The sequence below is a fragment of the SAR324 cluster bacterium genome, from assembly GCA_015232315.1.
GTDB lineage: Bacteria > SAR324 > SAR324 > SAR324 > NAC60-12 > JADFZZ01.
Window position 1 is genome coordinate 29236 of the sequence record JADFZZ010000016.1, and the last position, 23016, is coordinate 52251.

21 protein-coding genes are annotated in these 23016 nt (G+C 39.9%); all 21 read right to left on the bottom strand.

Annotated elements, in window-relative coordinates:
* Nucleotides 1–218: 218 nt before the first annotated feature.
* Nucleotides 219–1244 carry a polysaccharide deacetylase family protein gene (locus HQM11_11940; protein ID MBF0351733.1) on the bottom strand — a complete coding sequence of 342 codons (1026 nt, stop codon included), beginning with the start codon at nucleotides 1242–1244 and terminating at the stop codon, nucleotides 219–221.
* A 91-nt stretch (nucleotides 1245–1335) separates the two neighbouring features.
* On the bottom strand, nucleotides 1336–2283 hold the full coding sequence (locus HQM11_11945) for a GNAT family N-acetyltransferase (GenBank protein ID MBF0351734.1): 948 nt from the start codon (nucleotides 2281–2283) through the stop codon (nucleotides 1336–1338).
* A gap of 161 nt (nucleotides 2284–2444) precedes the next feature.
* Nucleotides 2445–3443, bottom strand: coding sequence for a DegT/DnrJ/EryC1/StrS family aminotransferase (locus HQM11_11950; protein MBF0351735.1), 999 nt, complete (start codon nucleotides 3441–3443; stop codon nucleotides 2445–2447).
* 91 nt (nucleotides 3444–3534) lie between these two features.
* Nucleotides 3535–4437: a glycosyltransferase gene (locus tag HQM11_11955; protein MBF0351736.1), complete on the bottom strand. Its 903-nt coding sequence runs from the start codon at nucleotides 4435–4437 to the stop codon at nucleotides 3535–3537.
* 8 nt (nucleotides 4438–4445) lie between these two features.
* Nucleotides 4446–5216 (bottom strand): glucose-1-phosphate cytidylyltransferase, encoded by a 771-nt coding sequence (gene rfbF / locus HQM11_11960; protein ID MBF0351737.1) that lies wholly within the window; start codon nucleotides 5214–5216, stop codon nucleotides 4446–4448.
* Entirely contained in the window at nucleotides 5213–6184 is a 972-nt protein-coding gene (locus tag HQM11_11965) for an NAD(P)-dependent oxidoreductase (GenBank protein ID MBF0351738.1), read from the bottom strand. Before HQM11_11965 ends, rfbF begins: the two co-directional genes overlap by 4 nt.
* Nucleotides 6185–6199: 15 nt before the next feature.
* Nucleotides 6200–6628 (bottom strand): dTDP-4-dehydrorhamnose 3,5-epimerase family protein, encoded by a 429-nt coding sequence (locus HQM11_11970; GenBank protein MBF0351739.1) that lies wholly within the window; start codon nucleotides 6626–6628, stop codon nucleotides 6200–6202.
* Nucleotides 6625–7734, bottom strand: a complete 1110-nt coding sequence (rfbG, locus tag HQM11_11975; GenBank protein ID MBF0351740.1) for a CDP-glucose 4,6-dehydratase — start codon at nucleotides 7732–7734, stop codon at nucleotides 6625–6627. The genes HQM11_11970 and rfbG overlap by 4 nt, the downstream gene beginning before the upstream one ends.
* 171 nt (nucleotides 7735–7905) lie before the next feature.
* Entirely contained in the window at nucleotides 7906–8997 is a 1092-nt protein-coding gene (locus HQM11_11980) for a hypothetical protein (GenBank protein ID MBF0351741.1), read from the bottom strand.
* 178 nt (nucleotides 8998–9175) lie between these two features.
* The gene (locus HQM11_11985) at nucleotides 9176–10198 is read right to left on the bottom strand and encodes a glycosyltransferase family 4 protein (protein ID MBF0351742.1); all 1023 of its coding nucleotides are present in this window, start codon (nucleotides 10196–10198) and stop codon (nucleotides 9176–9178) included.
* A gap of 231 nt (nucleotides 10199–10429) precedes the next feature.
* The gene (locus HQM11_11990; GenBank protein ID MBF0351743.1) at nucleotides 10430–11152 is read right to left on the bottom strand and encodes a class I SAM-dependent methyltransferase; all 723 of its coding nucleotides are present in this window, start codon (nucleotides 11150–11152) and stop codon (nucleotides 10430–10432) included.
* Complete coding sequence (locus HQM11_11995) at nucleotides 11145–11654, bottom strand: acyltransferase (GenBank protein ID MBF0351744.1); 510 nt, start codon at nucleotides 11652–11654, stop codon at nucleotides 11145–11147. The genes HQM11_11990 and HQM11_11995 overlap by 8 nt, the downstream gene beginning before the upstream one ends.
* Nucleotides 11655–11786: 132 nt before the next feature.
* On the bottom strand, nucleotides 11787–12332 hold the full coding sequence (locus HQM11_12000; GenBank protein MBF0351745.1) for a 4'-phosphopantetheinyl transferase superfamily protein: 546 nt from the start codon (nucleotides 12330–12332) through the stop codon (nucleotides 11787–11789).
* Nucleotides 12333–12467: 135 nt separating this feature from the next.
* Nucleotides 12468–13766 (bottom strand): 2-oxo acid dehydrogenase subunit E2, encoded by a 1299-nt coding sequence (locus HQM11_12005; protein ID MBF0351746.1) that lies wholly within the window; start codon nucleotides 13764–13766, stop codon nucleotides 12468–12470.
* Nucleotides 13763–15715, bottom strand: coding sequence for a pyruvate dehydrogenase (locus HQM11_12010; GenBank protein ID MBF0351747.1), 1953 nt, complete (start codon nucleotides 15713–15715; stop codon nucleotides 13763–13765). Before HQM11_12010 ends, HQM11_12005 begins: the two co-directional genes overlap by 4 nt.
* A gap of 45 nt (nucleotides 15716–15760) precedes the next feature.
* On the bottom strand, nucleotides 15761–17443 hold the full coding sequence (locus HQM11_12015) for a hypothetical protein (GenBank protein MBF0351748.1): 1683 nt from the start codon (nucleotides 17441–17443) through the stop codon (nucleotides 15761–15763).
* Nucleotides 17440–18030, bottom strand: a complete 591-nt coding sequence (locus tag HQM11_12020; protein ID MBF0351749.1) for a hypothetical protein — start codon at nucleotides 18028–18030, stop codon at nucleotides 17440–17442. The genes HQM11_12015 and HQM11_12020 overlap by 4 nt, the downstream gene beginning before the upstream one ends.
* Nucleotides 18031–18157: 127 nt before the next feature.
* The gene (locus HQM11_12025; protein MBF0351750.1) at nucleotides 18158–18559 is read right to left on the bottom strand and encodes a clan AA aspartic protease; all 402 of its coding nucleotides are present in this window, start codon (nucleotides 18557–18559) and stop codon (nucleotides 18158–18160) included.
* A 168-nt stretch (nucleotides 18560–18727) separates the two neighbouring features.
* On the bottom strand, nucleotides 18728–19801 hold the full coding sequence (locus HQM11_12030; protein ID MBF0351751.1) for a TIGR04372 family glycosyltransferase: 1074 nt from the start codon (nucleotides 19799–19801) through the stop codon (nucleotides 18728–18730).
* Nucleotides 19802–20021: 220 nt separating this feature from the next.
* Nucleotides 20022–21827 (bottom strand): ABC transporter ATP-binding protein, encoded by a 1806-nt coding sequence (locus HQM11_12035; protein ID MBF0351752.1) that lies wholly within the window; start codon nucleotides 21825–21827, stop codon nucleotides 20022–20024.
* Nucleotides 21828–21884: 57 nt separating this feature from the next.
* A complete protein-coding gene (locus HQM11_12040) occupies nucleotides 21885–22991 on the bottom strand; it encodes a TIGR04372 family glycosyltransferase (protein ID MBF0351753.1) in 1107 nt (368 codons plus the stop codon).
* Between the last annotated feature and the right edge of the window lie 25 nt (nucleotides 22992–23016).

Consider the following 23016-nt stretch of genomic DNA (forward strand, 5'->3'; position numbering starts at 1 on the left):
TTCAAACCGTAGCGCATTGTCATTCCTTGCTTGACACAGACTCCATCGGTACACTCCTGGATCCCCGTTTTCATAGGGATGACATCGTGGTGAGCCACAGGATTTCTTCACTAAATTACTTACAGCAGGGACAATTAGGGGCCTTACTTGTGTGGTGCTTTAGCATGACAATACCGCAATAAGTTACCCATTCCAAATTGCGTCCTATTCGTCTCAAGTTACATGGAACCAGTGACATTCTTTTTCCAAAAAGCATTCCAGCCGGATAATTTGACTTTCAGTTCTTGATTTCTTAACCGACTTGTTTCATAGCGTGGCATCTTAAAAATTTTTTCTTTGGTGACAGGCTCACACCAGGTCATTACCGCTGTTTTAAATCCATGCCTGGGAATCATTTCAAATTCTCGTTCTCCAGCCTCTCCATAAGGATAGGCAAAATGACAAACCTTTTTCCCTATCTTTTCTTCCAGAAGTTTTTTTCCATTCACTACTTCTTCCGTGATCTCTTCTTCTGATAAATACTTGAGATTCGGGTGAGTATGAGTGTGACCACCAATCGTGATCAACGGTTCTTTGGATAGTTCGATGATTTCTTCCCAGGAAAGACACAACTCTGTGTATTGTCGAGGATGTACAACCCCCAATTTGTCCATTAATTTGTATCTGGATGCATTGGAGGCATATAGAAATTGCGGATTAATTTCACGGAAGGCCGCCAATTTTTCTTTCTGGGATCGTATTTCCCAGTGAAATATCTGCGCATTCCATTCATATTCCAATACAGAACGATTCTGCAGAAGTTCCCACAATTCAAACCACCACATCCAGCAATCTCCCTCTGGGAAACGCGTTGCTATATAAATGGTTGCTGGCACTTTGTATTTTTGGAGGATAGGCAGGGCATACAGTAAATTATCCCGGTAGCCGTCATCAAACGTGATCACAATAGAAAAAGGTGCTTCTGGATTTTCCATGTGAGCGGGAACCGCGTTCATGCTAATCACAGGATAGTGATTGGTAATAAACTGAATCTGTTCCTCAAACAATTGGGTTGAAACAGCTAAATCTCGATTGGGATCATTCAAAGGATCCATCTGTTCAAGAGGTAAAACCCGATGATACATTAAAATGGCCAATTTACCCCGCCAAGGACGTACCAGACGCTGTGTCAATGGCCAACTTCCTATTTCATAAAAAGACTTTTTAATAAATATTTTCATGTGAGGTGTTAATGAAGTTATCATAACCTGCTTTGATTCAAATGGTGAAAATACCGATCTCAGTCAGAAATAATGAGAAGTTACAAAAATTTACAAAATATTGAACTATCAGCTATTACAAATGCAATTTCGATTTTAATTTTCTCAAAAATTGAAAGGCCGAAGGATAACGTTTTAAGGAGTTTTTAAACTGTCTGAGTCGCAATAATCCCCGCCCTTTCATCGTTACTGGCTGTGTCCAGCGATATAAAACCATTTCTTGCTTGCACCAATCTTTTTTGTAGTGTTCAGCACCGATTGTGAAATCAAAAACTCGAATGCCTTGTAAACAAGCCCATTCGATCAAATACTCCACCAATAATCGTCCTGCTGAATATTTGTTCCATTCACCACCTTCGTAGGTTGGCATTAACAAATAAAACCGATCCTGAAATAGAATGCCCCAATGAGTCGCAATGATCTGATCTCCACAAAAAAGGGCGGAGACATGGATGAATCCAATCGGTACCAATTTTTGTGCTGTTTGGACGTAAAAATCACTGTAATGCGAATTGGTGAACATATTATGTACTTCAGTTTCTTGATAACGTCGTTGCTTTTGCTGAATCATGAGCTGGGTAATTCGCATTGTTTCTTCAGGCGAGGATGCAATAACAAATTTAAGATCTCCTAATTCCTGCAGTCGTTTACGTTGTCGTCTAGAATCAGCACGCATGCTGGTTTTGATTTGTTGATGATAGAAAGTGATCCACTCAGATTCGAGCGGTGCCGCATAACTGATATGTTCAGGTTTGCCACCGGTTTGCAGGACTGGATTGATTTGATCGCCGATAAAATGAGGGATTTTATCCCAATCGATCAGGTCATAATCAGGTAGCTGGTCAGTTATTTGCGACCATAACGCTGTAAAATCCAATGGAATAGATTCAAGTTCCTTGAAGTTAAGTATCAAGCTGTGATAATCGGTAACATCCCCACCTAGTCCTTTCAGAATACGACTGCCATACAATGTCTGAATGCCCAAAGGAATTAGCATGATTGGAATTTTTTGGGATGTTCTCACAATAATCGGACAGAGTGTCCATGTTTCATGGAGTCCAATCCATTGATACCACTGTGACAGCCAGTCATAACACTGAAAAGCATGGAGCATTCCGTCCTGTTCCATGGAACGCCAAGCGGATTCAATTTCTTCAAGTGATGAATAAACCGTGATTTCAAAATTCATAAAACACTAAAGGGCGAATGATTTTTTTTCAGATAGGCAACCAGATGTTCAGGATTCATTTCCTGATGAATGGGGAAACAAACCAGTCGTTCCCAATACCGCATTGCCTGACTATCAGCTCTCACAATTTCTGGAGGTAATGAGGGCCATGAATGAACGTCTATGCCATGTTGAAACCCCCATTCAAACCAGCGGATGCTTTCTTGTTGAGTTTGCGTATAGGCTGCAAAAATCATCGGCACCGTCTCATGAAATAACTTCGGGAACAACGGCTTCAAGCCCTGTTGTGATGTCCATGCTTCCCAAATATGATAAATCTGTTGCCGAATTTTAAGAACCCCAGCTAAATCTTGCTTGTTCATATATTGATGAACTTTTTCATTCATGGCCCAGTCGGAAACTTCCGATTCTAAAAAAACTCCTTGTTTTTCATAAGGAGGACGGATCTTTTTGCGTATATCCAGGGCGGGATAATGCTGGATTAAAGTTTTTAATCTGGATTTAATTTGTTGTTTGAAAAAATTTACAGGGAGGGCTGGAAACTCGGGAAGTGTGGAGGGATAGTTGTTGAGAAACAAGTAAGCTCCATGTGGAATTGAAAACGTTTTTCTGGGAGATGTGATTCCGATATCCCCATATGTTCCCAGAAATTTTCCTTGCCAGAGACTGCCATGACCATGAGCGTTATCTTCAATCAAAAACAACCGATGCTTTCTGGCAAAATCCTGAAATCGCCCCACATCTTGAGGTTGCCCAAAATAATGGACCATGAAAATCGCTTTGGTTTGCTCATTGACGACTGATTCCAGTTTTTCCCATTGAGGAGAAAAATATGGTTCTACTTCGTAATAAACAGGCTGGATTCCCAGTTGCTGTAATGGATGCAAAACAACATCGCAAATCATTTGAGGAATTAGGATTTTATCACCTCTGCCCAGGTTGAGCGCCATAAGTCCATATTTGAGCGCCGTTCTGGCAAATGCGAATTTGCCCACACCCTCAAAAAAAGCAACTTCTGTTGTCGGTAGTAATTTGAAGGAATAGAGAGGGGGGATGCGTTGATACATAATGTGCAATGAAGTTGGTTCAACTAACTAATTTTCTTTTCAGGCGTTCCATAAACCAGCGTGGATCATAAATCGCGCTTTTCATGGCATTGCTGATAAATGCGCTATATGTTTTATCCTGTAAGGCATGATAAGCATCCATCCAAGCTAACTGTGCTTCAAAATGATGCCATAATTTCGGAGTGTTTTTTTCAAAAGATTGTACTTCAAATGTATGGTATCGCATCAAATGGCGCAGGTTTTTGATATAACGGGGCCAGTCTCCAATCATGTTTTCACCATTAACGGTATACTCACCCAACGCTTCCGGGATGAAATGGAATTTGGCACCGGCATTGGCAATACGCAACCAGAGATCATAATCTTCAACAATCGCAAAATCTGGGGACTCATTAAAATATAATTGTTTTTGCTCAATAAATGAACGTCGGAGTACAGTGGCTGATGGCGACAAACAATTCCCGTCTAACAGCATACTTCGATACATGTCATCCATATCTCGTCCCTGACCATGAGTGAGTACAGTGTTTTTGCCATTGGATTGATTTTTCATTAATTCATAATGACAAAATACGTCCACTTCAGGGTATTTCTGAATTACTTCATGAATACGCTGTAACTTGTTTAATTCCCAACCATCATCTGAATCCAGCAAAGCGATCCACAGTGCTCTGGCTTGTTTCATCCCTTGATTTCTTGGATTAGCTGGACTTCCACTTCCTTTTTGAAAAACATAGCGAATTCTGGAATCATCATAGCCTCGGATTACTTTGGCAGTCCCATCAGTTGAACCATTATCAATGATGATGATTTCAAAATCTGAAAAAGTTTGTTGTAAAACACCCTCTAAAGCTTTAGGTAATATTTTTTCACGATTGTAGGATGGAATGACCACGGAAAAAAAAGGATTTTTACTATTCATGTTGGTCCTTATGTCCAGATATGCCAAGGTGCTGTTCCTGAATCCCATAATTCATTGAGATATTTCATATCCCTAAGAGTATCCATACACTGCCAAAATCCTTTATGATGAAAAGCCATCAGTTCTTCTTCAAGAGTCAATCTTTCCATGGGTTCTTTTTCCAGAATGGTGTTATCGCCATCAATCAACTCCAGAAACGCAGGTTCCATCACCATGAATCCACCATTAATCCAGCTTTGCTTAAACTGAGGTTTTTCTTTAAATTCCCTGACGATTCCATCTTGAATTTCAAGCTCTCCATATCTTGCTTTGGGATGAACGGCTGTCATGGTCGCGATTTTTCCATGACTTTGATGAAACGCTAACAGTTGTTTCAAATCAACATCCGCTACACCGTCGCCATAAGTCAGCATGAAAGTCTCATTCCCCAGATATTCCTTTAGACGTTTTAATCTTCCTCCCGTCATGGAATCCATTCCCGTATCCACCAGGGTCACTCTCCAATCACACGGATGGACATCATGATATTGAATCTGACCTTTGCCCAATTCAATAGTAAAACTTGAGTTCAGCGCATAATAATTCAGAAAAAACTCTTTTATTGTCTGACCTTTGTAACCTAAGGCCACTATGAAATCTTTAAATCCATAATGCGCATAGATATTCATGATATGCCACAGAATCGGGTGACCGCCGATTTCAACCATCGGTTTGGGTTTAATATCCGTGTATTCCGATAAACGTGTGCCAAAACCGCCTGCCAAAATAACTACTTTCATAATGTTTTATGCCTCACTAAATAATCCATAACATCCAAAATACCTTGTTCTAAGGTTTTTTGTGGAGAAAAACCAAGAGCCTTGAGTTTTTGAACCTGATACTCAAATTTCGGAATTGAATCATGATGATGATCCGATTGGGATTGAACGCCTCCAGGGAGTAATACAGGAATCTGTCTTCCAAATTTCTGCTGAAAACAATTTGCTACCCGGTGGGCCAATTGTAATATGGTAAGGGTTTGCCCACTACCCAGATTATATGTGTGGGTATGAGAATAAGATTTTTCTACTGCCAATAACATTGAAATTCCACGACAAATGTCATCGATGTGAATAAAATCCCGCTGAGGTGTTCCATCAGATAAAAGCTGAATGGCGCCGTCCTTGATCGCCAGTTCACACATATTGTTGATCGCCAACCACCAGCAATCATTCTCCATGAACACTGGTGCGCCAAAGCCATTGGACACCCGCACATTGACGCAATGAACAGGCTTCCGATTGTTAAATAAATAACAAATCTCTTCACACATGATGTGTGTCAAAGCATAGTTGTTTTGAGGTGACAACGGAAATGTTTCATCAATACAGACTGGAGGTAATATTCCGTAAACTTGCTGAGTAGATAAATAAATAAACTGCTTTAAGTTGTTTTTATTCAACCATGACAACGCACGCCACATCGACGTCACATTGACATCAATCACTTCACCAATATTTCCTTCCGACTGTTTGTGATTCAGTGATATCAGATACACAGCGGCATCAATGGATTCTTCCTGCAAGGTATCCCAGGTTGATTCGTGGCGGACATCACCTTCAATAATTCGGGTCATGCGTTGAGTCCATGCCTCCGCATTTTTTGGGATTGTACGCATTAAGGCAATTACTTCATGCCCTTGGCTGATTAACAGATCAGAAAGTTTTGCACCAAGATAACCTGCCGCGCCAATAACCAGAATTCTCACGTCAAGCTCCTTAAATCACCATGCATAGGGAAAAAAGTGGATATCCTGACGATCAGCCTCGACAGGATCATGTGGAAGATTAGCAATGTTCAGCAGGAGATTTTCTTCTGGCCCAACCCCCTGAAACCCCATCCATATCATTGGTGGAACAGTCAATCGATGATAATTGGAGCGAGATAAATGGATAGAAAAAAATGATCTCGTTGAAGGTGAATCTGGCCTGTCATCATATAACACGAACTTAATTGCACCTACGGGAACCACAAGATTGAGTGTCATTTGATGATGGCGTTTCCATGCCTTAATTTCTCCTGATTTAACCAGCGAAAAATAAGCTTCTCCAAAACCGTCAAAGCCAGGATCTTCTTTTTTCATGGCATGCAAAATATTTCCAGCAGCCAATGGAATAATTTTTAAAGGCGTCACTTTTATGCCTGCGATCATATTGCCCATGAAATCCCTCTGGAATGCGCCAAAGCAATATATTGGCTTATCTGTGCCATAGTAAAGGGGAGCATATTTTGTGTGGGATGTTCATAATATTGTCGATACCATTCCACCGTCAACTTTGCCGTTTCATCAAATTTCAAAGTGGGTTGCCAGTCCAAATAATGAAGCGCCTTATCACAACATAATTTTAGCAAACCAGCTTCATAAATGGGTTTTGTTTCATTGGAGACATCTGTCCAATGAACATTACTCCAGTGTTTTTGCATTTCTTCAATTAACTCTTTAACGGTATGATTCTGATTTGCGTGTGGTCCCAAATTAAAGGCTTCTCCATTCAAGTCAGGGTTTTCAAACAATTTCTCACCAAGAACCAGATAACCGCTCAAAGGTTCCAAAACATGCTGCCAGGGCCGGGTGGCTTGAGGTTTACGAATCGACACATTCTCTCCACAAGCCCAAGCCACCATGCTATCCGGCACTACTCTATCCAAAGCCCAATCGCCGCCACCAATCACATTTCCAGCTCTTCCGACAACTATTTTAACGCAACTATCCTTTTGCGCAAAATATGATTTTGCATATGTCCTAATCACTAGTTCCGCACCACCTTTAGAGGCGCTATAAGGGTCTTTTCCACCAACCGGATCAGTTTCACGATAACCCCAAGTCCATTCCACATTGTCATAACATTTATCACTGGTTATCATTACCGCATAACACAACGAATTCAATTTTCTTAGTCCTTCCAGAATGTGCGCTGTTCCCATCATATTCGTATGGAGAGTCAGTAGCGGTTCTTGATAAGACAGCCTTACCAGAGGTTGCGCGGCTAAATGAAATACGAAATCAGGTTTAATTTCCAGAATGGCATTTTCAACTTGTACCGCATCACAGATATCAACCTGCAAATATTGAATATGATCTCTTAAATGAGCGACCTCAAAATGAGAGGGATTCGTGGGTATTCCATTGGATAATCCATAGACATGAGCGCCCATGTGCAGCAGCCATGCGGTCAGCCATGAACCTTTAAAACCCGTGTTCCCGGTGACCAGTACTTTTTTTCCGTGATACGTTGATTTGAATGAAGAAATACTCATGCCTATCCGTTAATCATTGATTATGTTGGTGAATATATTATTCAATCCAATTTTAACACTCCACAATTTCATCCTTGATAGAATGATGAACCAGTGCATCGTGAATCTTCAAAGCGAATGCTTTCAAATTGGATTGGTTTAATTACTATTTAAGTTTGCCCGCAGTTCACGTCAGAAAAAATTCAGTTCACAACCATAAACTTTGACATTAAACCCTCCCGATATATTAAGGTAAAAACTCCCCGTTGCATCCATTATTGTTTGAACCGGATAAGAGAAAGATCCCGTCGAATTCAAGATCACTATCTGATTTGTTAATGATGAATTAGGACCAATATTGATTGTGTTGGAAACTGTGCCAGAAAAATTCAGAAATAACTTCTCAGCTAAAGCTTTACCACCAAACGCAACCGGCATTTCAGTAATCACTTGACTGGTTGCCGATGAGCCTGCATTGGAAATCCCGTAACCTGGGCCTGCACCATCAATATTGATTGGAATTTTCCAGTAAAGATTTCCTTGTTGATAGAAATAAATGAAATTGCTTGCATTATCGTTTCGTACGGCACTCACTAATTTCTTGTAGATAGATCCACTTGGCAAAGTAGGAGATGTTGCGGACGTTGATAATAAACCTGATACTGTTGTGCCATCCGATATAGTCCAAACATAATACCAAGTATTAGGGGCTTCCGATCCGCTGTCCAACCCACCAGAACCACTGACGGTGATATCGACTATTGTTGAGACTGACGATGCAATATGCACAATATTGGCAGATCCATACAGTGTGAGGTAATCCGCATTAATAGAAATCTGAAATGTTGGATTGGTTGAATGAGGTTGTATGAATATTTTATCGTTGCGCCCAGAAGGAAAATAGCTAGCATTTAATGTCCCCGTAACACGGGCGTTTCCAGACACATCAAGTGTGTGTTCAGGCGTGGCGTTGTTGATACCGACTTTTCCAGATTTGACTTGGATGAGCGACAGTAGGTCATTCATTACAGCATAAATGTTGTTGAATTGGGAATTCATGTTGGATGCGCTGATAACCGTTCCAGATGTGAAATCAGAGCGACTGATGTTGTTTGGTGTGTTGGCATAACCCAAAACAGCTAACATGACAGATGACACCAATACACCGATGATGGTGGATGGCCAGTGAAACCATTTTCTGGTTCGTCCTTCAAGAACGATCTGCTGTACCTGTAAGTCAAGTTTTTCCAGTTTTGTTTGCAATTCCTGTTCTGTTTTTTTCATAACGCACCTTTTGATATGATACGGTTCAGTTATTCTGACTGTGGGTGATCAGTCACAAAAAATAATTTCAGGGGCCTCTCAAAAAGGACCGTGTTGATCAGTAAGTTGCAGATTTCGCCTCCTCCGAGGTGAAATCTACTGATCTATTCATGAGAAAAACCAGACAAAACGCAATGCATTAAATGGAACCATCACCCCGACTCATCGCACTATTCCTGAGCAGTGCGGCATATTCTGAGGCCATTCGTTCTGCTGTGAATAATTTTTGGTATCTTTCAAATCCCTTTTGCCCTTGTTCTCGGCGTAAATCCGGATTTTTGAGCAAGCGAATCATGGCTTGGGCAAATCCATTCACATCATTGTGCTGCACACAATATCCCCCGTCATCATTGGCGACAACTTCAGGAATTCCTCCAATATTGGTGGCAACCACTGGGACTTTGCACGACATGGCCTCCACACTCGTTAGCCCAAAAGATTCAAATGACTGGGAGGGAACAGTCAATATATCCGCATCCTTTAGCAGGGGGTGGATCTCCTTACGAAATCCCATTAAAAAAACAGACTGGTTCAGGCAATATTGAGTCACAAGGGATTTGACTCTGGAAATTTCAGCGGGAAACCCATCACCACATATCACTAAACGGGCAGATGGAACTTGCTGAATAACTTGCTGAAAAGCTTGCAACAAAAAATCATGTCCTTTGCGGGGTTCATAGGTGCTCAACATGAGACAGATCAATTCGTTTTCAGACAGTTTCAGTTCGTGTCTTAATGACAAAGAATTTGCTGTAGAAGTGGGGGACTCAATTCCATTATAAATATAAGTTACCTTGGGATTATCCTTTATCGCAGGACGAATCTGGATGGACTCGGCACAGACACGGGATACTGAAATTATGGCCGCAGAATAGTTTAAAACTAACCGATCAATCTCATTTTCCAGGGCTGTATTCCACCAGGAAGAGGGCGTGGCCATATTATGGAAATTATGGATTGAGTATTTTTTCCCGGAGATCCCCCACGCAATACTGGCAGCACGGCATGAATCTGAGGACGGATATCCTCCATTTATAACAATCAGGCCGTCAGCATTTTCTGTCAGGAACAGTTTTTTGAGAGAAACTATGTAATATTCAAAAAAAGAATATTTCAAAAAAGGATTCAAAGGTTTACACATCTTTTTTAACAAAGGACGCATATTCACCTTCAGAGAAAATTCTGAATACAATCGAATATTATGTCCGACAATTCGACAGGGACGTTTTACTCTTTGCCTGATGATTGACAATCCAGGATGGCTCTGATTGGCCACCACAACAAATTCATCTTCTGGATAAGGCCAACTATTTATCAGGGTAATGATAAACGTGTCGAGACCTCCACACCAGAAGTTTTCAGTAAACAACAAAATTTTCATAATTAAACAGCGTTAGCAGGACTTTTGGCACAATAACGTGAATCCTGCGGCAAAATGATCCGGAGTTTTAGCCGCAAGATATTTTTGAAGATGGGTTAATCCTGGTATTCTTCCTGTTTTAGGAAGGTAGAGGGTAAAAAAATCAGAGTAGTTTTCAAGAATTTTGAAACCCCGTTCCTCAAGCTTATTGACCAATGAAGCCAACCTGAAGAAACGAATGTGGGGAAAATCCCAATCTGTTGCGTCAGGGAAATACTTTTGAGTATCCAGATCATTGGTAAACAGAAATTTCAACCGATAAACCCAGGGAAAGTGATTGGGAATATGAAGTAATAACAGTCCATTTATCTTCAACACTCGATGAATTTCATTCAAAACAAACAACGGGTCCAACAAATGCTCCAGCACATCTTTACATAAAACAAAATCAATACTGTTATCATGGAGAGGTACATTCTGGGAGCAAAAATCACCTAACTGAATGACCTGATCATAACCTGATTTTATGGCTTGTTCCAAAGCATAGGTACTTGCATCAATGCCTGTGAGTGAACAGGATGTGTGTTCCTTAAAATAACTGCCAAAGACGCCATTGCCACAACCATAATCCAAAACATGGTTCAGATGGGAATCATATTTGGATATGATTTCATCAAAGACTGGCTTCATATAATTTTCATTGATACGATCCAGATCTTTATTGGAAAAGTATTTAAATTCTGGATTGTCAGCCATTAGTCACTCCTGCATCGGACACTGTGGAAGCATTATTCAAATCCTTACGAAAACCAACCAGACGTGCGGGATTGCCTATGTAAATTCCCCCAGGACGGGTATTTCCTGAAACCACCGCTCCTGCGCCAACAAAAACATTTTTTTCCAATACCGTACCGGGTAATATGATTGAACCCGCTGAAAGATGGCATCCATCTTTAATAATGACAGGCTGAACCACATCACGCTCCCAAATTTCACCTTCATGTGAAATGTTAATAATCTGGACATTCATGGCGATCCGAACGAAGTCACCAATCTGGATTATTCCATTACCACAAAAATAGACATTGCGATTGATAAGGCTATATTCCCCAAGGATCAAGTTGGATGCATATTCCACAAAAAACCCCTGACGGATAAAAGTTTTTCGGATACTTTTTATTTTTGCTCCTGCCAACCACAAGAAAAATGGGCGTATTTTGGCAAAACATAGAAAGTCAGGAAGCAGATTGGAAATCATTAACAGGAGCACTGTACGTCCTCTGGCAAACATATCCGCCCTGCATAGCAATAGAAACTCGTACAGAAACAGAATCCCCGGTATTTTTTTGAGCCATTTTTTTAGAAATAATAGTAACTTCATCTGCCTGCTCTAGCTGATTTTAACGGCGATTGCTGCCGCATATTCTTCTGTATGGGTAATAGAAATCAAAAATCCCGGAAAAAAAGGTTTTCCATCCGGTGAGTTCATAATGGAGATTTGAGAAAAAGGCATCCCACGATAAGAATTATCTGCTTTGAGGATAGCTTCTTTTGAAGCGAATTTACCAGCAAAGCTCTGCACAGGATGTTTTTGGAGAATACAATAAGAAATCTCTTGAGAGGAAAAATTCAGTTGATAAAAAGATTCCGTTCTAAAATCCACTGCGTTAGGGAAATTATGAATCATCTCAAGATCCATCCCAATGGAGAGAGTCCCCATTTGGAGAGAATATTGCTCCCAGATAGTGTCCAGCGCTGCTGAGTCTGAAACAGGTTTTATTATTTTTTGGGGAAATGCCTGCCTCACAGAGGCATGATTAGGACTGTTATTCGAACTGAAGGAATCAAGTTTTAACGCAGTCAACAGTTCCTGAACAGTTTTTATCTGATCAAATGACGGGATACTAAAACCTGCTTTAGCCAGGGACGCATACATCCGATGAATCATGATGGAACCAATTGTACGCTTGTCAATCACAGTATCCGTTGTAATAGCTCCGGCCTCCAATTTTCTGAATGGCGCAATAATTTCTTTGATCGTTTGAAAATCCGTTATCATATTGTTTCACTGTTATAAATTACTTCCGTTCAGGCAGACCCAGCAAATAAATTTTTCTTTTCCTTGGTGATCAAAAAGTTTGATCATGCCAGGACCATCCATAGCTGCGTCTTCTTCAAGACCTTTCATACAGCGACAACACTGAATCTGATGAAGCGGAATGGGGGGCGTCTGGTTTTGAATCAAATCGTTGTTTGGCGTATATCGATAACTTTCCAATCTTGTTTTCAACTGACTCAGAAAATTTGAGACTTGTTTCCCTGTTGTAACGCGATGATCAAAAACCAGCGATAATACACACTGATTTAATTTTGTATCGATCGAAGCAATGCCCAGAATGGCAGACTGATCTTTATTTATGAGTGGTGAAAAAAATGAAACACCATCAGCAGACAAGTCTGTAATGGTAAATGTGCTACCTGTAATATCAGTCGCCTCCAATTTTTGATCTATGTACTTATTGACCTGATTAAAAATTTCTTCTTCCAGGGCAAGCAAGTTTTTTTGATCAGCATGAGGTATAGTTAAAACTTTTAATCCATCTTCCAGATCCACCGCAATACCTAAATGAATCTCTTTGTAATAGGCAATCTGATCGTCTACAAAAAAAGCATTGAGTTCACGGTATTTTAATAATAAACGGGAACTCTCATACGAAATCAAGGGTAAGAGAGATTCCTTCAGATACAGGAGCGAATTTTTGGTGAAATCAAATATTCCTTCTGTCTCTACAGTGATGTACAGAACACTATTTAAGTTGGCTGACTGTACTGATGATAACCAGTTGATTTCAGTACGTTTACTGGCCGTGACTTTTTTCAGTTCTACTCTGGACAGATCAACATTCAGGGCTTTAGGAAGTTCTTTCTGAATTTTAACAGGTACAGTGGGGCTGAGGCCCAGGTTTTTTTCTACATCTTTTCTGGAAACAAAAGCTTGACCGTTAAATAATTCAGATCTCAATTTATGCTGTTGGACCAAATGCTGAGCTTCTTTTGAGAAAATAGTCCGGATTTCACTATGCTGTGACACATCCTGAGTTTGATTGTCTATCAATTGTGCAACATCTGATGTATCCGTAATTTTTGCTACAACTTTCCCAATTGGAACTTCTTCACCTTCCTGACAATCATAAGTTATATAGCCATCCTGTTCAGCGACAATGGAAACCACAGCTTTCGACGATTCAAAATCTACCAGTGTATCCCCTTGTTTTATTTTTTGTCCATTAGGGAAATACAACTTAATGATTGTTGCGAACTCATCATTCACTGTTTCCTGTGGAATGATTATTTCCTGTAGAACCTTCATGATTTCATCTCCTGAAGTGTTTGAATAATCCATTCATGAGTTGGGAGAACCCTGTTTTCAAGTCCTTTTGCAGAAGGAATTGGCACAGGCAGGGCAGAAATTCTTTTATATAAAATAGCCTCCGGCATTTGTTCTGCGATAGAGGCAATGATTTCACTCCCTATTCCAGCAAAGCCACTACCTTCTTCAAGAACCAACACACATTTTGTGGCCTTTACAGATTCCAGAACAGGTGTGAGATTTAACGGATGAATTTGGGTTAGGCCCCACAATTCAGGCAGAAAATCTGTTTCAATAAAGATATGCTCCAGTTGTTCTATAACCTGCTCCAGCATACCGCCATAGGTGATCAGGGTCACAGTTGGAAGAGATTTTACAGGAGAAACACGAATACAAGGAAATGGATCACGATTTTTTTCAATTTTATAATTTTTAATATTTTTCCGAATCAGTTTTCGGCCATAATCCACCTTGTTCTCCAGCACAATGACAGGATGTTGACTTTGATAGACATTTTCATAAATATCTTTGGGATTGATCAAGGTGTTCAAGGCAATCACAGAAACGTTATCAATACCCACCAGAAATTTATCAAGAGTCTGAGAATGGGTGGGACCATAGCCTCGTCGCCCTCCCATAGGAGTTCGAATGACGACTGGGCAGGAAACCTGGTGGTTATACATGTGATAGAATTTGGACGCATGATTGATGATCTGGTCCAGAGCCAAAGTGATAAAATCACCAAACATAATTTCCACAAAAGGCTTCATGCCTCCCAAGGCCAAACCATTTGCTATTCCAGTAATGGCAGCTTCACTGATGGGGGTTGAAAGCACCTGATCGGGATATTTCATGGATAAATCCCTCGCCACCTTGAATGCTCCTCCATAAGGAGATAAAACATCCTCGCCCATAAAAATAAGGCGAGAATCCTCCTGCATTTTATTGTAAAAAAATTCATTAATTAATTCAATCTGTCGACGATCAATATCCAGTACAGTGTCCCATTTTGAACTGGAATAACAATATGCGGGTTGATAATATTTTTCAAAGGCGAGTTCCTTTTCCTCAGTCATGCGATCAATAATGCTGCTGATACGTTGATTCGTATCTTGAAGGATCTGCTGGTATTGTTCCATAAAATTTTGCGCATATTGATGAATTGGATCCAGTGCCTCATATTTTTTTATTTCAGCGGGGTCCCGATCATCGTCGCCCTTCGAATGAGCTTTCAGACGATAAGTATCAATCAAACAAAAAGCGGGTTTGTTCTCATGCCGCACATAATCTATCGCAGCATGAGCTTCATGAAATATCCGGGCAACCTCCCGGGTGTTGCTATGAAATGTTTTAATCCCGAAGGCATCTGGTCTGCTGAGAATACTTCCTGCAAGATTTATAGATTGAGGCGTAGATTGAGCATAGAAGTTATTTTCGCACACAATCAACAGTGGAATATTCCACTTTGATATAATATTCATGGTTTCGTAGAGGACCCCCTCTCCCAATGTTCCATCCCCAATGAAAACCATTCCAATATTTCCATTTTTCAGTAGCTTATGGGACAAGGCCATGCCTGCGGCGACAGGCACAATCCCCCCCTGAATGCCATTGGAATAAAAATTATTTTTGCATAAATGCTGACTACTGCCAATTCCACCACAGGTGCCTGTCGATTTGCCCATCAGCTCCGCAATCAGACCTTCAACATCATGAGTGTACGCTAAATAATGGCCATGACATCGATGATTGGAAAAAACCGTATCCCCTTTTATCAAGGAATTGCAAAAAGCAAGCGCGGAAAATTCCTGTCCAATGCAGGTATGCACCGTTCCGTTTAATTTCCCTTGAGAAAATAAATCCAGAAAAGTCTCTTCGACTCTGCGAATTAAAATGGCTTTTTCCCAAATCCCGGAATCAATTTCTTTGAGTTGCGTAATATCAGTCATGAAACTTTCTTTATTTAATAGACAGTATTGGGTAAATCTCAATAATTACAGTGAAAACCAGTCTACACCCTGAGTCAGAGAATCCAGACATGATTTAAATTGAGCATCATAAAGTTCATGTGGGTAATTTTCCAGTAAACTCACCAATTCTTCTGCCGTATTCGCTTCTGGTAATTGGAATGAATTCAATACGCCACAATTCTCAAGATAACCTCGAAAAACCAACAGGGGTATTCCACGTTGCATAACTTCCAAAATAGCAGTTGTACAAGCACAAACAATAACCAGATCATAGTTCTGTATGATTTTGCGTACATCAATTGACGCTGGTATCGTTGTGAATTTTTCTCCACAGGTCTCTTCCAGTAATTTCACAGAGTTCTGTGTTCGAGCTGTAATAATAGGAGCAGCGTTGTGATATTTAACACTGATATTCTGGATATCCAATTGTTTCAAACCTTTCCAGATTTCCAGAAAATCGCTTTCAAAACAATCCATTCGTTGGGTCAGAGAAGGAATCACACGACTGCCCATTAATACTAATACATTGATTTTGGTCCCTCCAAGATTAAATTTTTTGAGAGGTACCAAAGGAATTTGATTACGAGGATGAGTTACTACAACAGCATTGGAAACATAACGGGAACACATTTTTTTTGATGATTCATTCCATACAAGCATGGTATCTGGAGAAAATTCATTGTTCATTTCCGGAGAACAACCCTCCCAGATAACGCCATGAGGCAAATTTTGAATAGTCGCTCCAACCATATGCCCGGCAAAACAGAGTAGCCGACTGCTAGGCACATAATCATGCATCAAAATAATTTTTTTTGTTTCGAATACTTTTAAGAAGTGAGTGACACGATTGACCAGTTGATCCAGATGAGAAACAGGATATTTTTGATAAAAATGGTTGAGTACTGAATTAATCACGAATCTGTCATAAGGATCAAAAGAATCCCATTTGGACTCGTCCAACCATTGAGTATCCTCAGGAGAGGTATATACAAAATTTTCCCAGGGTAATGCCTGGTTTTCTTGAACCGTTTTTCTCAGGAGTCTGGACAGCAGATTTTTAATTCCCCTTTTGATTCCAATTGCGTAAATCCATTTGAAAGGAATAGCTGGTAAGGTTTCAGTGGGAAGATTCCAGTAGGATTGAACCAAGACTTTTTGTTGTGATTTTTTTTTCAGGAAGGATAACAACCCATTGACTGACCAAGATGGGGCTAATTCATCAGGGAGAGGTAAATCATGAGGTAAATAAAAATGTGAACTCCGGGTGCATGAAAAATCATCCAGCGGTCCCTGCAATATTTCCAGTTCAATCGCATGTTGTTCACAAACAGATCGTGCGGCAAGAAGAAGTTCTCCTTCTTTACCAGAAGATAAAACCAGTTTTTTTACCGGACGTTCATTTAGCCACAGTGTGAGTCGTTGTTTGAATTGGTAATAATAAATAAACCGAAAATAGACATCACAAAATGCTAATGGGGCCCATTTTAAAACAGGATTGTTTTGGTGTTCCTGTTGTAAGTTTTCATCCAGTTTTTTGCACAATGAATGATTGTCAGAGTCACTGAGTTCAATATCAAATAACGATATGCAATGAATTCCTGAATTAAGGAGACCGCGTATTCTAAATGGACTCAACACAGCAACATGTTGCATTTTTTTGATTGTGTCTAATGATGTTTCTCCACATACAATGATGGCTGTCGTCATTTGATAGCCTCATATCTTGCGGGAATACCCACACACTTCTGTTTATCAGGAACATCCTTGATTACCAGGGAAAGGCAATCCACGGTTACATGATTCCCAATCTGGATATCTCCTAAAATTTGTGAGTGTGCAAACACAGTGACATGGTCCCCAATAATCACGCCACGACTTTGTCCAAGTCGATGTCCAATGATACACCCCTGATAAATTTTAAATCCCTTGCCAATCACATTCCTTGAGCCAATCACTGTCCCTATACCATGGACCAAGTAAAAGCCTACATCAATTTGATTGGAAAAATAAATCTCACACGAACAAACTTCTCTCATGATCCAGTGGATATGTTTGAGCATGGTAGAATGGGGTATTGTTAACAAAATATTACGTCCCAAACGGTAAAGAAATATTGCCAACTCACTGTCATTCGATTCAATTTTCTCAATGATCTGGGATTGACTGATCTGAGGAAAATGAAACTGAACATCCGCTATGGTCTCATTTAATGCAGTCTGAACCAGATGCTCATCCAAAAGACCAGCTTGGTATTGATAGCATCGAGAAAATAGAAAATTGCAAAAATCTTTCATAAAAAATCAGTTAGCCTTAGCAGTTTTTCATGTTTTTTAAAAACATGATTTTGCCCGTTACGAAAAATTATTAAGCAGTGGCAAGAGCCTTTGTTTTATTAGAATTATTTGAGTTTAAAAAGATTCATTATTGCGAATCGGAACCCACTCCCTTTACTCTTGCATGAGGAATATTGGGGCTTTCAGGATTTACACTAACAATTCTGCGTCCGGGATGGACCACTAAATCCATATCTTCCATGGGTACAGCGCCCAGCAAAACTTCGTCGCCAAGGACTAAAGCGCCAACATAACAGAATCGTTTTTGAAACACTATTTTAATGGGACCAACATAAGGAACTTTCAGACTACGCCCATCGGCAACCGATACCTCACGTGTTGATTCTGTTTCCAGATTAAGTTGTAGCGCAACATGTTCAGGAATACATAACATTAGAGCGCCTGTATCAACGAGTGCATTTACCTGAAGAGGCATGTCTTCAGGGTGTCGGGGGTTGCTGAGTTCAATTTTTGCGAAGACGTGTCCCATAACTGCATCCTCATATATTAAGATTCAGATTGATTTTCAAAGGACTTGGAAGGTAATCCGCTTGAGTAATACCTGTCCGCTTGCAGCGGGATAAACCACAATTCTCTAATCCCATTTTGCATATAAACCCGCTGTTCAGGCATCTATCCACAACAAACTACGGTGCTCCTACTTAGATGTTTTCCAATAGTTTGCTAAAAAATGAGAACCTAATGTTCCGCCACAACCTAACACACGAGAAGCAATGCGATACTTGTTATAAATATCATCTCGATGACGATCAAACATTTGTTTTTCAAATAGTTGTTTCGCTTGAGCAACACGTTGCTTATTGGCTGCTTGTTGAAAATTTGTTTCGGCAGGTATGGATGTGGATCTATCCAGATATTCCAGCACCAGAGTTTTTATTTCTTCAGCGGTATTTTCTTCCATATGGTAATCCGGCCCAATTCCTAAAAAATGCTGAGCCTCCCAAGGTTCATGAAAGAGTTCTTCAACAGACAGAAATCGTTTGCGTGAATGGGAATAGACGTGTTTGAGCAAGCCTAAGTCACCCTCTTTAGGCGGATAACTCATGGTCCAGTGACACATATTCGGCATCAATAACGGTTTTTGAAACAGCACCGCAATATCCCAAATTCCGGATTGAGAGCCAATATAAAATTGACATTCCTGAATTAAATAAAGATCCATCAACTCGCTTTTCCATGGCGTGAAAGGATAATCTATTACTTGCTTGAGAGCAGGTAGAGGCTTCATGGTATTATCACCAAGACGAATGACCCAACCACCTCTTTTTGTGATTTCTTCAATAGCAGGAACATAATTGAGGATATCCGCATTTCTGACCGAACTTTGGGCATGATCCTTATGATATCCCCCTTCCCTTACATGCAAACAGACAAACCACACATCCCGAGGAAGCCCTAACTTTTGACGTATTTGCTCTGCGTTGAGTTGTTTCTCAGCCCTTAATCTGATGGGTAAATAAGTTTGCATCTGTGTTCGCCAATCATAACGTTCTGCAATCTCCCATGCAAAATAATCCTGTGAGGCTTCGGGTTGCCACAAAGTAAATGGACCAATAGACGGGTACAGATAATGATCAGTCAACGGATGACGAGCAATCTTTGAAAATGGCCGATTGAGTGCCCGTAAAGGCATGTGATACGCTATCAGACCTGCTTGAGCTAATCGTTCAATCCTGTTTTGTGTGGAAAAATGACGATAATCGGAATCCACATCAAATATTTCATGATTATTGAGCCATCGATATTTGAACATCCCAGGTAGTTCAGGAAGATGGAAAACCATCAATTTTTTACCTTCTCGTCTGGCTTTCAGAAAACCAAAATATATTTCTTCAGCACAATTGCCGATGGCATAATGGCAGGGAGTTAATAGAACATAACGGAAATTCTTATCAGAATTTAAGAGATCAATGATCTTTTCGATAGCCATATTAGTTTTTATTCTCTGAATGTACCATTAAGCTCGCAAAATATGGGTTGCGGTTCACTAATTCTTCATAAGTGCCGGCATCAACAGCATTTCCCTTATCCATCAACACAATATAGTCGCTATAGCGAACCGTTGTGTTCCTATGAGCAATCACAATAATGGTTTTTTGTTTTTTAAGTTCTTGCAGTGTTTGAATGATTTGCTGTTCTGTAATTCCATCCAAGGCACTGGTAGATTCATCCATGATAATCACTTCTGGGTCACGATAAAGAGCTCTCGCAATACCAATCCGTTGAATTTGTCCACCACTCAATCTGTTTCCTCGCTCACCAACATTGGTGTTCCATCCGTCAGGAAGATCCTGAATAAAACTTTCAAGATGGGCCTGTTCAATCACCTTTTTCATTTTTTTCCAGTCAATATCCTCACTGTGAACTCCAAATGCGATATTACTAGCTATACTCCGATTCATTAAAAAAATGGATTGAGGAATATAAGCGATAAGTCTTCTCCACATATTAAATCTGGAGTCATCAGACAATTCTGCATGATCGACAAGAATCTGTCCATTTTGAAGGGGAATCAATCCTGTTAGGACATCAACTAACGATGTTTTTCCGGCCCCTGAACGGCCAACGAGTGCTGTCAACCTGTTCTTTTTAAAAATGATATTCAGATTATCAAACACATTGCTATTGGATCCGGGATAAGAAAGACACAAATTATTTAGTTTTATTACGTCATTGAAAGAAATTGGATTGATTTGCTCTCGATTCAAAGAAACTTTTGGTGTTTGGGTTAACACATTCAGTACATTCTTGACAATAGGTCCATGCTGCCGAATAACAGAAATTGCGTTAGCAACTTTTGAAAATGAGGGCATCATGCGATATCCCGCAATTGCATACAGAGAAAGTGTTGACAAAATAGTATTGAATTGTGTCTGCTCATAAATAAAAAATAGGGTCAATGTCATTAAGCCGCTTATTGTAAGCAGTTGCATGAATGCAGGTGGGAATAATTGAATAATATTCGCTTTTGTGAATGCCTGCGCATGCCTCATAGCAATTGGTGAAAATTGGTCGGCAAAAAAGGATTCTTGCTGAGATACCTTGATTTCCTTGATGGATCCAAAGACCTCCAAACAATAACTGAATCGTCGACCATTAGCTGCGTCTGTTTCTTCACCGGCTTTATATAAGATGTTTTTAACCAATCTATAAACCACTAATAGTAGTAGTAAAAAGACTCCAAACAGGATCACACCAATGACAGCATTTTCACGGATAATGATGGAAGTTATTAAAAAAAGGACCATAAATTCAGAGACTATAATAATCCATGAATATAGTACTCCATGAGCTACCGCATCCGATTGCACCATAATATTTTTACTAATTTCCCCAATATCATGTGTCAAAAAATAAAGATATGGATGTTCCAGATAATTACGTAACAATTTAACCGAAATTTTGGCGGATTGTCTGAATGCGAATCGTGCGATAAACACATTTTTAACATAACCAAGAATATTGATAGCAATGAAAACACCTAATGCGCCAACACCAAAAAAGAAAACAAACTGTTGCGTGCTAACAAAATTTCCCCAATCGTATAATGCTTGCAATGTTTTCTGTTCCTGGATTAAATCCGGTTTACTGAGCATCGAAAAAAAAGGGTAAAGCGCAGAAACCCCAACCATTTCACCTATCGCAACAGAGACACTGATCAACATGACCCCCCAAAAAGCCTTCTTATTTTCAGCTATGACGTGGCGATAAAGAAGGACAACCAAATTGGATTTCATAGAATTTATTCTTAGTTATAGTTCGAATTAATGTATATCTGAATAGCACCAGCTATTTCATGAAATGAAAAACTCACGATATTTTTTAAAGAATTCCAATCCAATGGGGGTTTTGACCATTTTTGACCAATGATCTTGAGGAAAAAGGTTAAAATAGTGGAGTAACAATTCTTGATCCTCCATCGATGGTTTCCATATTCCTTCCAATCTGTCCATCATTTCCTGGGTAATGGCTAAAATATCTTCTGGTTTATTTTCCACATATTCATAACCCGCTTTGGTGATTGTTTCACCATCAAAATTCCAGGGGTGTTCACGCTTTCTGGTTTCTGATAAAATCCACTTAAAAGGAACAGGCTGGTTCATTTCTTTTTGAAAAAGAAGCTTGGGAAGATATAAACAATGTTTACCATGCGGCATATGTCCGATAGGTACAAAGTTAGTCCCAATACGGGGGACATCAAAAATCATGGCAATGTCACAAATACCGGAAGTGGTGCCTAATACAAAACGGCAATGTGCCATTAAATAGATATCAGCAAAATCATTTCGGGCGGATAAAGCATAATCAATCACCTGAGGATGCCTAAACTTCAAGGGCTTTCCAACATGGTGTCCCATGCGAATCACGAATCCTCCCCGGTTTGTGATATATTCAATGGCAGGAATAAAGTGATCAATATCCGCATTGCGAAATTGATGGTAACCCCAGTCAGCACCAGGGTAATTCACATTGAGATAGGCTTCATCACGTGCAAAAACGCAGACATACCAATGTTTTTCAAGATCAATTCCTAACGTTGATAAAAAATTTCTCCCCTTTTTTTTCTCATCTTCTGTAAAAAAAAGAGTTGGATGTCCAGTCTGAAAGTCTTCATATTCGTTCGACAGCATCTCCAGAGGTTCAAAAAACCGTGATGTTTTCCACAACCATTGAACTGGCCATAATAACTCCCACAATACAGGTATTTGAAAAATGTGAAGATGTCGTTTCCACATGGTCAACAATTGTTGATTGCATGGATTTCCCGCCAGAAAAATATGTGTCCAGCCTTTAGAATAACCTGATTGCTGCTTACGACAGAATAATTCAAGATTGAGTGCCAGGTGTCCAATTCGTTCAGTATTGATGAATCCAATTCTGATTTGTTTGAACGGGAACAAGATCCAACAAATACCCAATAACAAT